The following is a 15267-nucleotide window of genomic DNA, read 5'->3' on the forward strand; positions in this document are numbered from 1 at the left end:
GCCGCTCGGCCAGCGTTACCGGCAGTCGGGAAAGCAGTCATCATCCTCATCATCCACCCCGCTGCCTACAGGGGGCGTTGGGCTGTCAGGGAACTCCATGGCCACGCCGGGCAATGCGCCGTCGGTGGACTTGCAGGCTTTGAGCGAATTGCCGAGTGCTGACGCACAAATCGCGCTTACGTTCAGCCCCGGACCCGGTTCGCCTGGCAGGCCGGTGCCGGCTATTCGATCGATGCTGTCCAAAATCGGGAACGCGTCGATACCGCCGTAGCCGGTCAGCAGTTTGTCATTGTCCGACGTGCAGGCGTGGCCCGGGTTTGTGATCACGAGCTTGCGACCATTCATCATGCAGGTCATGCGGCCGGCGCGCAGTATGCCGACGGTCTGACCAGCAATCACAAGCACCTCAATGATGCCACCTCTGGCTCCGAGCACCATGTGTGGCGTCGCAACTTGCATGTCGCCGCCTTTCGAAACCTGGCCGCCGTAGAAACGGGCCAGGCCGCTGTTCATCCTGATGTCGATCTTTCCTGATCGGGACCCCGGATTGTAGACGAATTCATCGATCGTCAGGCTGGTGTTCGGACCAATCTTGGCGCTCGACTCGTCCCGGAACACGAGCATTCCGAGACCGGTGATATTGCTGCGCAGCTGGTCGCCGAGTTCGACGCCAGCGCCGACGTTCATCGCCTCGCCGTGATTGCGGATGATGTTGGTCTGGTAGGCCGTCATAGACCCAACCGTTTCAGCGCCAGATGGTGCCGCAAAGGCAAGGCAGGCGATACAAGTGGCTATCTGACGATACAGGGTCCTCATCGCGGCCTCTTTCAGTTGAGTGTCAACGTGTAGCTCACGAGCAATTCGAATGAATCTCGGTCGCCGCTGGCGATCTCGAAGTCGGTTTCGCGATAGGCGAGATCGACACTGACCTTCTGCCATTCAGTGAGCTGAAAATCGCTTTCCGAGGCAATGCGCCAGAAGTCGCTCTGGATGTTCGTGCCGATGCCGACGGACAAGTCGGGAGTGTCGCTGTGGCCGGCCGAGACGGCGACCTGGTGAGACCATGCGAAAAGGTCCGGTACTTCCATCACCACGCCGCCGTAGCGGACCTCTCCCATGTAGCTGCGGCCGATTTCGCCAGCTCCGGAGGCGAAGTCAGTCGAGCCGACTAGGCGCAGTCCGAGCGCCTGGCCATTGCGGAAGCGGTAGCTGCCGCCTGCCTCATAGAAGACCCTGCTATCGGCGAAGATGCCATTCGAGCTGCTTAGATCGATGTAGCCGGCACCTGCAAAAAGCGTCGTCTCGACGGTGGGGCGCACGAGGAAGCGCCCACTTAGACCGACGCCGGTCTCGTGAACGTCGCTGTCGAAGCGATCTGTGACGGCGAACGCGGAAAGTAGCAGCCGTAGCGAATCGATCCCGCTGTTGGGCAGTCCCTTGTCCAAGGTAATGGCGGCGTTCCCGTGGATAAAAGTCTCCTCGGCATCGGGAACCGACAGGTCTTTGGTGAAAAAGCGCTCTGTCGCTGCCAGCGAGCCCGAGAGGACAAGTGCATCAGCACTTGGCGTCCCGAGATCCCATCGGATAAAGCCTTCCGCCCGCCCATAGGGCGAGACCAAGGTGCGGTCGTCTTCGGCCCCGCCCGACTCAAAATCGGTGGATGCGCTGAACATGCCGCCAGTCAGAGCGATTTCCCAAGTGACACCACGTAACGCGCGCTCGATGCGGGCGAGCAGGCGAACGGCTTCCTGCTGCTCATCCGCGGACAGGTCCCCGACCTCGAGACCGTACTGCGCCTGCCGCCGGGCCAATTCATAGGAGCCGACATGATAATACAACCGGCTGGCCGAGAGCCGGGCGCGCGCATCGCGAGGATGTTTGATGAGATACTGCTCGATCGACGAGATCGCCTGATCGTACTGCCCTGCGTTGACGGCAACTGTGACGAATTGAGCTAGCGCTCCGTTGTCGGTCGGATTGGCAATGCGGGCCGAAAACGCATCGTCATAGGCCGGATAGAGACCTTGTGCGCCGGCCGGCAATATGCCGGTACAAAGCAGCGCCGCGGCGAAGCCGAGGATCATTGAAAACGAGGAATGCATGCCGAGAACCCACCCCAACCCGACTAGTGCAGCGGATCTAGCACGCCTGCACGAAAAAAAGCGACAGAACTGTCAGGAAACCTCCGAGTCTTCAGCAGCTGTTGCAGCTGCGCAACAAATTATCGCATTCATTCGCATTTCGCCTACGCTGGTTGGTCAAAAATCTTCTCAGCGTTGCTTGGCTTCAGACAAGTATTCGCTACAAACGGCAACTAATTCAAATCATAATCAGCGGTGTATTGCGCAGCCGACAAGATCAATATTGTTTGCGCGATTCTCCACGTATCTGGTCGCCGCACGACGCATCAGGGTCATATGGAGCTCATCCGAAGGTCTTCCGCCGCGTTGCGCAAGCGCTCGGAGAGCTGGCGGGCGATGCTTCTCAGGACGGCCTGCGCGATGTGCGGCTTAGCCTTTGTTATCTTGTTGAACGCCGACGAGGTCACTTCATAGGCAACAACGTCCTCGTCCGCGATCACGTCCGTCGAGCGTGCCTACAGCACGAGCATGGTGGCCAGTCCCAGCATCAGGCCCATGCCTACAATATCGGTCACCGTCGTGAGGAAGATCGCGGAAGCCACGGCCGGATCGGCGCCGACCCGCCGCAGGCCCAACGGGATCAGCACGCCGGAGATCCCGGACATGAGGCACGATCCGGACATGGCGAGCAGGATCACAAGCGCCAGCATGGGCGCCTGGGATGCCGACTCCGGCTGCCGTGAAGCGTAGAACCACATGGCCGCAGCCGCCACCAGACCGACGAGCAAGCCGTTGGCGATCCCGAGCGCTCCCTCCCTCAGCACCAAGTGCAGCTTCGGTCGTTTGTCCACATCGCCTAAGGCGAGGCCACGCAGCGTAATAGCCAGCGCCTGACAGCCGGTGTTTCCGCTCTGTCCGGCCAACACCGGGAGGAACGCCGCCAACGCGACGATCTTCTCGATCGTGCCTGTGAACGAGCCGACCACGAAAGCGGCTATGAAGGCCGTCAGCAGGTTGAGCTGCAGCCACGGATGACGTTTCAAGAAGGCTGAAAACAGCGGAGTGAAAGAACGCTCCTCCTTCTGGACACCCACCATCTGGCCAGGCTGGGCGGAAATCTCGATGATTTGCTGCTCGAACAGCCGCCAGCCGCGAACCTGCCCGAGCAGCCGGTTCTCCGCGTCCACCACGGGATAGACAGGGTAGTGACGGCGTACCGCCGCCTTGCAGGCTTCGCTCAAAGGCATATCGACGTGAAGGGCGAACGGACTTGCCAGCATAATCTGATCCACCGTCGCGTCGGCCTCGCTCAGCATCAGATCGCGCAAGACCACCAGGCCAACCAGTCTATCGCCCTCGTCCGTGATGTAGAGGTAAGTCAACTCGCTCGGCACCTGCGCGCGCCTGACGGCTTCGACAGCGGCGGCTACCGTGGTCCCGACAGCAACGCTGGCGGGGATCGGGTCCATCAGCTCGACGATGGCCTCGGGGATCGCGAGATCCTTGCCGTCGGTATGAGATTTGATGGGCCTCCTTTGCGATGGCAAATACTCCGCCACCCTATGGGCGTGCCTATCCGGTAACAACTTTAGTGCGTCGCGGATTAACTCGGGAGACTCTCGGGCTAGCAATTCAGCCGCGTCGTCAGGTGCTCGAGCACGCAGCGTGCGCACCAACTTCTGAATGTCGTTCTCTTCCCTCATCTGTTCCCCCAACCTCTAATGTTGCGCCTCTGAGCTTATAGACGGAACCGGTTCGCTCTGCCCAGGCGCACGGTGGCCTAAGCGCCTCGATCCGGAATCTTCGCCTTCTCGGGGCGCCGAGTAGACCGACCCAGACAAATCTGAGCCATTGCGTGGGTGCATATAGGCGGGCTGTAACGTCACCGTGTCGCCAAGAGAATTGACGTGTTGCCGAAACGTCACCGTCGATTCCCGAGCTCTGCGAGCACGTCGCAACTCATCAACGAAGTAAGGTCGGCAAATGGGCCGTCGCGGCCCTGCTCATTGGGGTGCGCTCAGCCCGACAGTTCGCGTGCCGGCCGCGATTCAACCTGGGAAGATGGTGAAGCCGCCATCGACGCGAATGACCTGCCCGTTGATGAAACGCGCGCGCGGACCGGCGAGGAAGGCCACCGCTTCGGCGATCTCTTCAGGCTCGGCATAGCGGTTCAGCGATTTCTTGCTCGAATCCATGCGCTCCGGATCGACGACGCGGCTCGCCTGGAACCGTGCCGTCTTGGTGGCGCCGGGGCTCACCGCATTGATGCGCACGCCATCGTCGATCAGTTCCTTGGCGAGGCAACGCGTATAATGCACGACGGCCGCCTTAAGCGTGGAGTAGACCACCTCCGGCGAGCATCCGATATGCGCTGCCGCCGAGGCAATGTTGATCACCGAGCCTGAGCCGCGCTTGACCATAGGCGGAATGAACGCCTGGCAGACCAGCATCGTGCCGATGAGATTGTTCTCGGTCAGCACCTTGATGTCTTCATAGTCGATGTCGAGCGCGTTGTTGGGACTGGGCTTTACCCCCTTGGCGCCGATGTCGCCGCCGGCGCAGTTGACCAGAACATGCACATCGCCGAGTTCCGCCTCGATCTTCCTCTTCATTTCGGCAACGGCTTGCCTGTCACCGATGTTGCCCGTAACCGCGGTTACCCGTGTCCCACGCTTTTCCAGACCACTGGCGGATTCGCCGAGGTCTGCGAATTCGCCATATTGCGACGGCCGGGTCCAGTCGAGATCGTGGATGGCGACGTTTGCGCCAAGTTCGGCCAGGCGGTCGGCCATGACGCGACCAAGGCCGCGTCCCGAGCCGGTCACCAAGGCGGTCAGGCCGCTGAGTTCTCGGGCAGTCATGCTGATTTCTCCATTGCAATGAAATCGAACTTCTTCATGTTGGCGGCGCTGCGCCGGATCATGTCGAGCTCATACGAAACCAGCGCGCCGTCATCGTCGCGCTCCCACGGCGTCCGGTAGTCGGCGTCGTCAGCAAGGCGGTTTACGCGCGCAGCACTCAGGCAGGCGGCGAACTCGCGCGCAGTCTTCGGCGCATACCCGTTCCACCAGTCGTCGCTGAGACAGCGAACGTGGCGGGCTTCCAGCGCGCCCGGCTCGAGCACCGCGGTCAGCGTGTCGTGATGCTCGGCGAGGATGGCTGCCAGTCCGGCGAAGGGCACGGCGCCGTCGCCGATCGCGCAGCGGACCAGACGATAGCCCTCATCGGTGAACTGCACGCGATAGTCCTTGAGGTGGACATGGCGGACGTGCGGTGCGATGCGCCGCGTGAAGGCAAGCGGCGCCTCGCCGACAGGGAAGGTGTTGCCGGTGTCGTAGGTGATGCCGACGCCCGGCCCACCGAGTTCGCAGAACGCGACCAGTTCGTCGCTGCCGAAGTCCTGATGGTTTTCGATGCCGAGCATCCGGCCCTCAGCCGCCGCACGCGGCCCCCATTCCGTCAAGGCAGCGCGGATCGTCGCGTCGAACTCGCTCCATTTCGGGCCCCACAGGTTGCGGTCGCCGCACAGGACGGGGGTCAGTGCGATACGGATCGTTGTCGCCTCGAGCAGGCGCGCCGCCCGAAACGCGCTGTCCAACGGACCGGCCACCAGAAGTCCGCCACTGACCACCGGGACGATGTCGAGCGCGATCAGACGCTTGCGTAGGTCGACGATTTCGGGGTCCGGCAAGTCGGTCAACCACGGTTCGTAGATCTCGAGCGTGCGTGCGCCCAGTTCCTGCGCAAGCGCCATGAAGCCTTCCAGCCCGGTCCCGTCCGGATTGTGCCGCGGCGTACCGCGTCCCTGCAGGCCGAGAGTGTAGGTCAGTCCGTATGGGTTGAGGCCGAGACGAAACATCAGCTTGGCAGTTCCGTTGAAGGATTTGGAAGCGATCGCATCAGCGCAGACCGGCATCGACTGCGATGGACTGCTTGGTGATCATGCGGCTGTCATCGGCGGCAAGGAAGAGCACGGTCCGCGCGATCTCCTCGCCCAGCAGGACGCGGCGGATGAGTTGCCGCTGCACCGTTTGGTCGATTGCGTCCTGGGTCTTGAACCACAGCTGGCGCTGCCGCTCGGTGATGACGGCGCCGGGTTCGACTGCATTGACGCGGATGTTGTCGGATCCAAACGACCGCGCCAGTGCGCGCGTCAGCGCCACAACGGCACCCTTGGCGGTGGCATAGGCCACCATCTGGTCCGCGCCGAAACGCCAGGCGATGGAAGAGAAGTTTATGATCGAGCCGAAGCCGAGTTCCTTCATATGCGGATGCACCGCCTGCGCGGCGAAGAAGTGATGCCGGAGATTGACGTCGAAGCTGCGGTCCCAATATTCTGACGTCACCGCGTCAACGGGATGGCGCTGATCATCGGCAGCGTTGTTTACCAGAACGGCGACCGGACCGAGCTTAGCGCGCACGTCTTCTACCGATGCCTGCAGCGCATCAACGTCGGTCACATCGCAATGGAGGTACAGGGGAGTTCGCCTGCCGGCACCGCTGAGTTCACGGACCAGCGCCTCCGCGGGTCCATCCTGCACATCGAGAAAGCATACGCGGGCGCCATTCGCAACGAAAGCGCGAACCATATCGGCGCCGATCCCGGAGGCGCCGCCGGAGATCAGCACGACGCGATCGGTCAAGCTCGGGTAAGTCGCGAATTGCACGGACATCAGATCACAGAAGCGCCCTGGTTGCTGGATCGAACAGACAGGCGCGCGACATGTCGATGCCGAACGTTATCGTCTCGCCCATGACGGGAGCGTCATCCGGCTCGAAACGGCCGGTGATCTCCAGGTCGCCTAGCCTGAGGACGGCAAGTGTCTCGGCGCCGGTCGGCTCCACCAGTTCGACCGGCGCCTGCATGGACTCGACAGCAGGTTTGCGCGACTTCAGGTCCGCCGTGAAACGGTAGATGTGTTCGGGCCGAACACCGAGCACCACATCCTTTGGCGCACCGACAGGCAGCGGCGCGGCAAGGGCAAGAGTAGCGTCGCCGCCGTCAGCGGCGCGCACTGCGATGCTGGTTGAGCCGGTAAGCCGGGCGGGAATGAAATTCATGGCCGGCGATCCCATGAAACCGGCCACGAACATGTTGGTCGGCCGGTCATAGATCCGCTTCGGCGTGTCGAACTGCTGCACCGAGCCCTGGTTCATCACCGCAATGCGGGACGCGAGCGTCATCGCCTCGACCTGATCGTGGGTGACGTACACCGTCGTCTTGCCGACGCGATGGTGCAGCTTTTTGATTTCGGTGCGCATGTCGACGCGCAGCTTGGCGTCGAGATTGGACAGCGGCTCGTCGAACAGAAACAGTTTTGGGTCGCGTACCAGGGCGCGTCCCATCGCAACGCGCTGCCGCTGCCCACCCGACAATTGCCCGGGCTTGCGGTTGAGCAGCTGCTCGATCTGCAGGAGTGCGGCAACCCGCTTTACGGCTTCCGCCTGCTCTGCTTTGGGCACGCCCCGGCTTTCCATGCCGAAGGTGATGTTCTGGCGCACCGTCATGGTCGGATAGAGGGCGTAGGACTGGAACACCATCGCTATGTCGCGGTCCTTGGGCTGCACGGAGTTCACCAGCCGGTCGCCGATCCAGATCTCGCCCGAGGTGACGGTCTCCAGGCCGGCGATCATGGTGAGCAAGGTTGATTTGCCGCAGCCCGACGGGCCGACCAGGGCGACGAACTCTCCGGTTCGCGCCTCGAGATTGATGCCGGCCAGAATCTCGAGCCCGCCATAGCTCTTGTGAAGGTCGCGGATCATCAGCGCGGACATAGGCGATGCCTCATTTGATGGCGCCTCACTTGATGGCGCCTTGTGTCAGGCCGCGCACGAAGTATTTTCCACCGAACAGGTAGATCAGCAGCGGCGGCAGCGCGCCGATCAGCACGGCTGCGCTCATCACATCGTAAGCACGGGCAGTCGTGCCGCCGGCAGTGAGCGCGACCAATGCCGCCGTAATCGGCTGCTGCTGGCCCGAGGTGAAGACGACGCCGAACAGATACTCGTTCCAGATACCGGTGAATTGCCAGATGACGGTGACAATCAAAATCGGCGGCGACAGGGGCAGGATGATCTTGCGAAAAATCCGCCAGAAGCCGGCGCCGTCGATGCGTGCTGCCTTGATAAGATCGTCGGGTATGCTGACGTAGAAGTTGCGGCAGAACAGGGTGGTGAACGAGATGCCCTGGACGACATGAATCAACACCAGCCCGTAGGTCGAATTGGTCAGGCCGAGTTTGCCGAGCAGGAACGCCCACGGCATCAGCGAGATCTGGCCGGGCATGAAGACGCCGAGCAGCATCAGATTGAACAGAATTTCCGAGCCCTTGAAACGCCATTTCGACAGCACATAGCCGTTCATGGCGCCGAGGAGCGTGGAAATGAGCGTTGCGGGGATCGTCATCCAGAGCGAATTGAAGAAATTGCGCTTCATGCCTTCGCAGGTGCCGCTGACGCAATAAGTGCCCCAAGCCTGTGCCCACGCGTCGAGGCGGAAGCTGCGCGGCAGCGAGATGAGGCCGTTGCGGGCAATGTCGGACTGCTCCCGCAACGAGTTGAAGACGACGACCAGCAGCGGGGCAAGGTAGATGACGGCGAAAAGCATCAGCACCGCATAGACAAGGAAGCGGCTCCAGAAATATCGCCGCGTAGCCGCGGCCGCTTCGGGATCATGCCGGGCGTCGGCGGCAATTTCAGCCATTGCGGCCCTCCGCCCGCCTGCGCCAGACGATCCACAAGGAATAGGGCACCAGCACGACCGCGAGGGCCGCGAGCATCATCATCGCGGCGGCGGCACCCTCGCCGATCTGCCCGCGCTGGAACATCAGGTCGTAGACATAGATCGCCGGGAAGGTGGTGGACACACCTGGCCCGCCCCGCGTCAACGCCGCCACCAGGTCGAAGGTCTTGATGGCGAACTGGATCTGGATGACCGCCACCGCCAGAAAAATCGGGGCGATCGTCGGCAGGATGACCTTCCGGTAGGTCCGCGAAACCGACGCGCCGTCGATCTGCGCTGCTTTGATGAGATCCGGATCGACCGATCGCAGGCCAGCCAGGAAAAGCGCCATTGCGAAGCCGGACGACTGCCAGATACCGGTAATGATCACAGCATAGATTGCGGTGTTGCGGTTGGCCGTCAGGGCGAAGCTGAAGTCGGTCCAGCCGAGCCCCCGCACGAAGGCCTGGATGCCGTCGACGGGATTATAGAGCCAGCTCCAGACCGTGCCGGTGACGATGAAGGAGACTGCCAGCGGATAGAGGAAGATCGTGCGCCAGACCGCCTCGCCGCGAACACGCTGGTCGATAAGGATCGCCAGAAGCAGTCCGATGGCCATCGAGCCGACGATATAGAAGCCGCTGAACAGGAAGAGGTTGGTGTAGGCGATGTTCCAGCGCCGGTTCGCCCAGAGCGAAGCGTAATTGTCCAGGCCGGCGAAGCCATAGGTCGGCATCAGCGACGAACTGGAGAGCGAGAGATAGAGCGTCCAGAGCGTGAAGACGAAGACGTAGACGAAACTCGCCACAAGCGACGGCGCCAGCACCAGAATGGGCACCATGGTGCCCAGGCGCTGCCGCCACGGGGTTGCGGGAGCCGCAACCGGTACAGTCAGGTCATGCGTGGACATCGGCTGCTCCGGCGAAGTCAGGCCGGTCGCGTCGCGCCGGGCCAATCATCGGCAGCGTCTTCACATCTGCGCTTCGGCCGCTTCGGCCATCGCGCTGGCTGCGTCCTGCGCGGTCATGTCCGGCGTCGCCACGAATTCGGTGACGGTATCCATGATCGCGCCGCGCACCTTCTGCGGGATCGTCATGTTGTGCGCCATCGAACGGACAAGCGTGCCGCCATCGATCGACGCCTGCAGGTCCTTCTGGGAAAGCTGCTGGCAGGGATTGAAGCCGTTCGAAAGGTCGACGTCGAGACGGGCCGGGATCGAGCCCTTGGTCTGATTGAAAATCGTCTGGAACTCGGGCGACAGGATGGTGCTGGCGAGCAGTTTCTGCCCCTCGACGTAGTCCGGATCCTTCTGTTGGAAGAACACCACCGAGTCGGAATTCAGGATGAAGCCCGGCTTGCCCCAATCAGTCGGCGCCTGGGCGCAGACATAGTCGGTGCCCTGCTTGAAGCCGCCGGCCGTGAGCAGGCCGAGCGTCCAGTCGCCCATGATGTGGAAGGCGGCCTCGCCGCGGCCGACCAGATGCGACATGCTATCCCAGTCGCGCCCGTTCATGCCGGGGTCCATATATTTCGTCGTCATGGTGCGGAACTGTTCGAAGGCCTTGACCATGCCGTCGCTGCGCATCGCCTCGACGTCACCCTCGACGAAGGCCTTCTTGAAGAGATCGAGATCCATGCCGTAGACCACCACCTCGAACACCGTCGAATCGGTCCAGTCGGCGGTCGAGTGCGAGATGCAGATTTTGCCCGATGCCACGACCTTGTCGCAGGCGGCGTTGAAGTCCGCCCAGGTCTTCGGCACCTCGGCGACGCCTGCTTCCTGCATGACCTTCGGCGATGCCCACAACCAGTTGATGCGATGGATATTCATCGGCGCCGCCACCCAGCTGCCGGTCGGCTTCATCACCGGCAGCAATTCGGGAGCGACGACCTTCTCCCAACTTTCCGCTGTCGCCAGTTCGTCGAGATTGGCTGTCATGCCGGTCTCGTTCCATTCGGCGATCTCGGGTCCCTTGAGCTGCACCGCTGGCGGTGCGTTGCCGGCGATCACGTCGGCGCGCAGTTTCGCCAGCGTGTTGGCCGTGTGGCCTGCGATGGAGGTCTGCTGCCAGGTGCCACCCTTGGCGGTGAACATCTCGCCGAGCTTGGCAATGGCCTGGGCGTCCGATCCGGTCGCCCATTGATGCAACAGGTTGGTCTTGGGCTCTGCGAGCGCAGCTCCCGCAACAAGGCTGTACGCCGTAGCGGCCGCAACGGCCGTCCTCAGGTATTCCATCGTTTCACTCCCATATGTGATTTGCGGTTCGTATCGACCGCTTGTGGACGCAATTCGAGTTCGTCGCAGAGGGAGATGCAGTATCTCCGTTCTTTCCAAGATGACATATTTGAGCTATCAGTCAACGTCCTTTGTGCTCATCATGAACAAACCTTCGCTTAGAAATTGGCTGATCGACAAGCCCTCCGCATCACCGGAGAGCCTGATCGTGCGGTGCCTGCGGGAGCGCGGCGTGCTTTCTGCCTCGCAAATCGCGCACATCACCGGTTTGGCGCGGTCGACAGTTTCAACCGCGCTCAATGGCTTGAGAAAGTCCGGAATGGTGATCGAATCCTCGGCCCACCATAACGGCGCCAGGGGCATTGGCAGGCCTGCCGCGACCTTGACGCTCAATCCCGCTGCGGGCACCTGTGTCGGAATCCACCTGGGCCTCGATGAGATGCGGTGCCTCATCGCCGACGTGTCGCATTCTGTCATCGCCGAACAAACTATCGCCATGGGCCTGGACTACCAGCCACAACAGGCGGCCGAGCTCGCCAAGTCAGCAATTGCCCAATGCTACGAAGAGAACGGTCTGCCGACGGCGGGGCTCCTGGGGGTTGGGGTTTCCGTCTCGGGCCCTGTCAGCCGCGAAGGCGTGGTGCAGCGTGCGAGTATTGTTCCGACCTGGGCTGGGGTCAACATCCGCGATGTGTTCGGGCCGGTTCTCGAACAGCCGATTTTCGCCGATAACGAGAGCAACTGCTCGGCCATTGCCGAGCTGATGTGGGGCGCGGCCGTCGGCCAAGACGATTTCGTGCTGTTCAAGATCGATCTCGGTGTCGGCGGGGCCATTGTTCAGCATGGCCGGCTGGTGACCGGCATCGCCGGCGGCGCCGGCGAATTCGGGCATATCAGCATCGATCCAGGCGGCGATCTTTGCCGGTGCGGCAATCGCGGATGCCTGGAGCTTTATGCGAGTTTTGCCCGGCCGCTCGAGCAGATTTCGCGCATCGTGCGACGGCCGGTGACGATGGACGAGGTGATCATGATGGCTGAACAGGGCGACGTCGGCGCGCTGCGGATGATCGAGGACACCGCGGACTTCGCCGGCCGCGGTCTTGGTCTGATCGGCTCGGTGATCAATCCGCCGCTCATCATCATCGGTGGCCGCATGGCTTTGGCAGGCGATATTCTCCTGGCACCGCTGATCGCGTCATATGAACGCCACACTCTCATCAAGTCCCGCGATATCGCGCCCGCACTGCGCACGCGGATAATCGTTGGCAAGCACACGCAGAACGATGCCTTGCTCGGCGCGGTCGGCCTGGTGCTGCGCCACAACAGCCGGCTGCAATGATTTGACTTTGCGCCGAGCGCTCGCGAGGAACAGGACGACGGGCGCGATGTGCGCGCAACATTCGCGGATTGAACGACGCCGCTTCAAGCGATCGCAGCTCGGCTTCCGACCGGATTACGGCAAGCGTCGCCGGCGACCTGCCGAGCGTCAGTCTCGCGATACGGATAGCCCTGCGAGAAGCGGAGCGTACGCGGCGAGCCTGCGGGATACGAACTCGGTGAAGAGCCGCACGCGCTTCGTCTTGCGTGTCTCCCCCTGTGTGAGAAGCCAGAGCGTTCCGTATATGTGCGGGTCGGTGCCCGGCACCCTCGCCAGCAGGGGGTCGGCATCTCCGACGAAACACGGCAGTCTCGTGATCCCGATCCCTTGCCGTGCTGCAACGATCTGCGCCTCGGCGTCCGGGGTCCTGAACGGAACCCCTGTGGTACGAACCTCACCCTCGTGGGCCCAGGTTCGGATGCCATGAATGTTTACGACGATCCACCGGATGGGATCAGGCGCGCCCGCACGCCACTCGGCTAGTCGATCGCAGGACATGTAGACGCCGCCGAACAGCTCCGGTCCCATCAGGCCGTGAAGATTGAGCGGCAGGGTCTTGCGGTCGGAGACGATGCGGATCGCGACGTCCGCCTCTCGGTTGGTCACATTTGCCACCTCGCCGGACGACAAGATTTCCATCTCGATGTCAGGATGCAGACGCGCGAAATCGGCGAAGTCCGGCATGAGCAGGTGTGTTGCGAGGAACGGTGGCAGCGTCACCCGCAGAAGCCCGCGCGCGCTCTGGTCGCGCCCGAAGACGCGCGTCTCCAGCAGGTGCGACGACGCTTCCATCTGGTCCGCGAACTCGAGGACCTCCTCGCCTGCTGCCGTCAGGCGGTAGCCCGAAGGCAGCTTTTCGAACATGTGCACCCCGAGGCGTTCCTCGAGTTGGGCTATGCGTCGCAGCACGGTCGAGTGGTTCACTCCGAGGCGCTCGGCGGCAGCCCGCACCGAGCCTCCGCGCGCGACGGCAAGAAAGTAGCGAACGTCATCCCAGTCGATCATGGTGCAATCCTGCACCGCGGGGTTTGCCTTCGAAAGCCCGAGTCCAACACTATCGAACATCCTCTCGATTGTGGGATAGCACGGGCGGGTGATCACTGCCTATGCCGACAAGCGCGGCCCATTTCCGGACGGCTGACACCGATCGTCGCGGCTGGCGTCAGTCGTCCAGCCGGATAGATTTCGCACCACCGATCTGCGCGCTTCCGCACTCAAAGCCTGACGTCGGCAGACCTATCTCGAGGCTCTCGGGGACCTCCCCGAGCGATCAAAGGCGGAGCCTGAAAGGAGAAGTCATGGGAAAGCTTGAGGGTAAGGTTGCAGTCATCACGGGTGGATCGAGCGGCATGGCGCTGGCGAGCGCCAAGCGGTTCGTTGAAGAAGGCGCCTACGTTTTCATCACGGGCCGGAGGCACGAGGCGCTCGATGAGGCCGTCAAGCTGATCGGCCGGAACGTGACCGGCGTGCGCAGCGACGCGTCCAATCTCGACGATCTCGACCGTCTGTTCGACACGGTCAAGCGAGAAAAGGGCAAGATCGACGTCCTGTACGCGAGCGCCGGCACGGGCGAAGCCGTCCCACTGGGCGAGATTACCGAGCAGCATTTCGATGCGACCTTCGGCCTGAATACGCGCGGCACGCTGTTTACGGTCCAGAAGGCGTTGCCGCTGTTCAACGATGGCGGGTCGATCTTCATGACCGGGTCAGTTGCTTCGATCAAAGGCTTTCCTGGTTACAGCGTGTATGCGGCGAGCAAGGCGGCGCTGCACGCGTTCGCACGCGGGTGGCTCAACGAACTCAAGGGCAGGAATATCCGGGTGAACGTGCTGCACCCGGGGCCGATCGCCACACCCATGCAGGACCAAGTTCTCACCGAGGAGGCGAAGCAGATGTTCGAATCCCTGATCCCGCGGGAAAGATGGGGCGTCCTGAGGAAATTGCGGCAGTCGCGCTGTTTCTTGCTTCAAACGATTCGAGCTTCGTGAATGGGTTGGAGTTGTCTGTCGACGGCGGCTTCTCGGCCATCTGAATTCGCGCCGGATCTCCGGAGGTGGCTGATCGGCGGGACTAGCATGTCCATGGTGGAACGACTTCCGTGCTGATGGTCGGCCCGGCCGCGCGGAAGTCGTTCACGACGGAGTTTCTACACAAAGGTCGCCACACAGCAGAACGGATAACCCAGCGCCGTGGAAGGTCTGGGAATCAATACCAATACGGATCGGAGAAGCATTATGAGCTACGCGATTGTAGGATTTGGTAAGATAGGCCAGGCCCTCGCCCGCGCCTTTGCCCGTAAAAACATCGACGTGACCGTCGCGAGCCGCCGTCCGCCCGAGGCGTTGGCACCGCAGGCTCGGGCGACCGGACCCACGGTCGTCGCCAAGTCGCTGCGGGAAGCACTCGAGACCGACATAATCATCCTGGCGGTCCCGTTCGGGGCGCACCGCGAGGTTGCGAAGGCCCTGCCGAGTTGGGAAGGCAAGACAGTCATCGACGCGACGAACGTGTTTCCAGTCCCTGAAGAGCTGAACGGTCTCCCGTCCTCGGCCTTCGTTGCGAAGGCGTTCACCGGCACCAAGTTCGTCAAAGGGTTCAATCACCTGATTGCGGCCACCCTGGCTGCCGATCCGATCGTCGAGGGCGGCCACCGGGTCGTCTTTCTGTCGAGCGACGACGAGGATGCGATCGCTCCCGTGGCGGCCTTGGCCAAACAACTCGGGTTCGCGCCCGTCAAGCTGGGAAAGCTCAGCGAGGGCGGCGCGCTGGTGCACGCACGCGGCCGCATTTGGGGCAAGCTGATCTTCCAGGATTTGTTCAAGAAGGAGCAGTAATCGATCTACGACCGTGT

14 protein-coding genes and 1 pseudogene are annotated in these 15267 nt (G+C 62.3%); 3 read left to right on the forward strand and 12 right to left on the reverse strand.

What is annotated here, in order from left to right; genetic code table 11:
- Positions 1-15 precede the first annotated feature (15 nt).
- The 11 genes from AC0L2K_RS06875 to AC0L2K_RS06925 all read right to left on the reverse strand — a co-directional run bounded on the left by AC0L2K_RS06875 (position 16) and on the right by AC0L2K_RS06925 (position 10951).
- Entirely contained in the window at positions 16-732 is a 717-nt protein-coding gene (locus AC0L2K_RS06875) for a FecR domain-containing protein (protein WP_027152473.1), read from the reverse strand.
- Positions 733-827: 95 nt separating this feature from the next.
- On the reverse strand, positions 828-2102 hold the full coding sequence (locus AC0L2K_RS06880; RefSeq protein WP_473530947.1) for a tetratricopeptide repeat protein: 1275 nt from the start codon (positions 2100-2102) through the stop codon (positions 828-830).
- Positions 2103-2413: 311 nt separating this feature from the next.
- Complete coding sequence (locus AC0L2K_RS06885; RefSeq protein WP_288141952.1) at positions 2414-2581, reverse strand: hypothetical protein; 168 nt, start codon at positions 2579-2581, stop codon at positions 2414-2416.
- 15 nt (positions 2582-2596) lie between these two features.
- The gene (locus AC0L2K_RS06890; protein ID WP_473530948.1) at positions 2597-3784 is read right to left on the reverse strand and encodes a magnesium transporter; all 1188 of its coding nucleotides are present in this window, start codon (positions 3782-3784) and stop codon (positions 2597-2599) included.
- 345 nt (positions 3785-4129) lie between these two features.
- Positions 4130-4942 carry an SDR family NAD(P)-dependent oxidoreductase gene (locus tag AC0L2K_RS06895; RefSeq protein ID WP_473530949.1) on the reverse strand — a complete coding sequence of 271 codons (813 nt, stop codon included), beginning with the start codon at positions 4940-4942 and terminating at the stop codon, positions 4130-4132.
- Positions 4939-5940: a sugar phosphate isomerase/epimerase family protein gene (locus AC0L2K_RS06900; protein ID WP_473530950.1), complete on the reverse strand. Its 1002-nt coding sequence runs from the start codon at positions 5938-5940 to the stop codon at positions 4939-4941. The genes AC0L2K_RS06895 and AC0L2K_RS06900 overlap by 4 nt, the downstream gene beginning before the upstream one ends.
- A gap of 40 nt (positions 5941-5980) precedes the next feature.
- Positions 5981-6754: an SDR family NAD(P)-dependent oxidoreductase gene (locus AC0L2K_RS06905; protein ID WP_473530951.1), complete on the reverse strand. Its 774-nt coding sequence runs from the start codon at positions 6752-6754 to the stop codon at positions 5981-5983.
- 4 nt (positions 6755-6758) lie between these two features.
- A complete protein-coding gene (locus AC0L2K_RS06910) occupies positions 6759-7856 on the reverse strand; it encodes an ABC transporter ATP-binding protein (protein ID WP_473530952.1) in 1098 nt (365 codons plus the stop codon).
- A gap of 25 nt (positions 7857-7881) precedes the next feature.
- Complete coding sequence (locus tag AC0L2K_RS06915) at positions 7882-8784, reverse strand: carbohydrate ABC transporter permease (RefSeq protein WP_473530953.1); 903 nt, start codon at positions 8782-8784, stop codon at positions 7882-7884.
- Positions 8777-9712 carry a carbohydrate ABC transporter permease gene (locus tag AC0L2K_RS06920; RefSeq protein ID WP_473530954.1) on the reverse strand — a complete coding sequence of 312 codons (936 nt, stop codon included), beginning with the start codon at positions 9710-9712 and terminating at the stop codon, positions 8777-8779. Before AC0L2K_RS06920 ends, AC0L2K_RS06915 begins: the two co-directional genes overlap by 8 nt.
- 60 nt (positions 9713-9772) lie before the next feature.
- Positions 9773-10951 (reverse strand): ABC transporter substrate-binding protein, encoded by a 1179-nt coding sequence (locus AC0L2K_RS06925; protein ID WP_473530955.1) that lies wholly within the window; start codon positions 10949-10951, stop codon positions 9773-9775.
- 10 nt (positions 10952-10961) lie between these two features.
- Between AC0L2K_RS06925 and AC0L2K_RS06930 the strand changes: the two genes are divergently transcribed.
- Entirely contained in the window at positions 10962-12377 is a 1416-nt protein-coding gene (locus AC0L2K_RS06930) for an ROK family transcriptional regulator (RefSeq protein WP_128171824.1), read from the forward strand.
- 147 nt (positions 12378-12524) lie between these two features.
- Here AC0L2K_RS06930 and AC0L2K_RS06935 read toward each other — a convergent pair whose 3' ends face one another.
- Positions 12525-13421, reverse strand: coding sequence for a LysR family transcriptional regulator (locus AC0L2K_RS06935; protein ID WP_473530956.1), 897 nt, complete (start codon positions 13419-13421; stop codon positions 12525-12527).
- A 293-nt stretch (positions 13422-13714) separates the two neighbouring features.
- Between AC0L2K_RS06935 and AC0L2K_RS06940 the strand changes: the two are divergent.
- Positions 13715-14448: pseudogene (locus AC0L2K_RS06940) on the forward strand (SDR family NAD(P)-dependent oxidoreductase).
- A 202-nt stretch (positions 14449-14650) separates the two neighbouring features.
- On the forward strand, positions 14651-15250 hold the full coding sequence (locus AC0L2K_RS06945) for an NADPH-dependent F420 reductase (protein ID WP_473530957.1): 600 nt from the start codon (positions 14651-14653) through the stop codon (positions 15248-15250).
- Positions 15251-15267: the final 17 nt, after the last annotated feature.

The organism is Mesorhizobium sp. WSM4817, assembly GCF_055811135.1.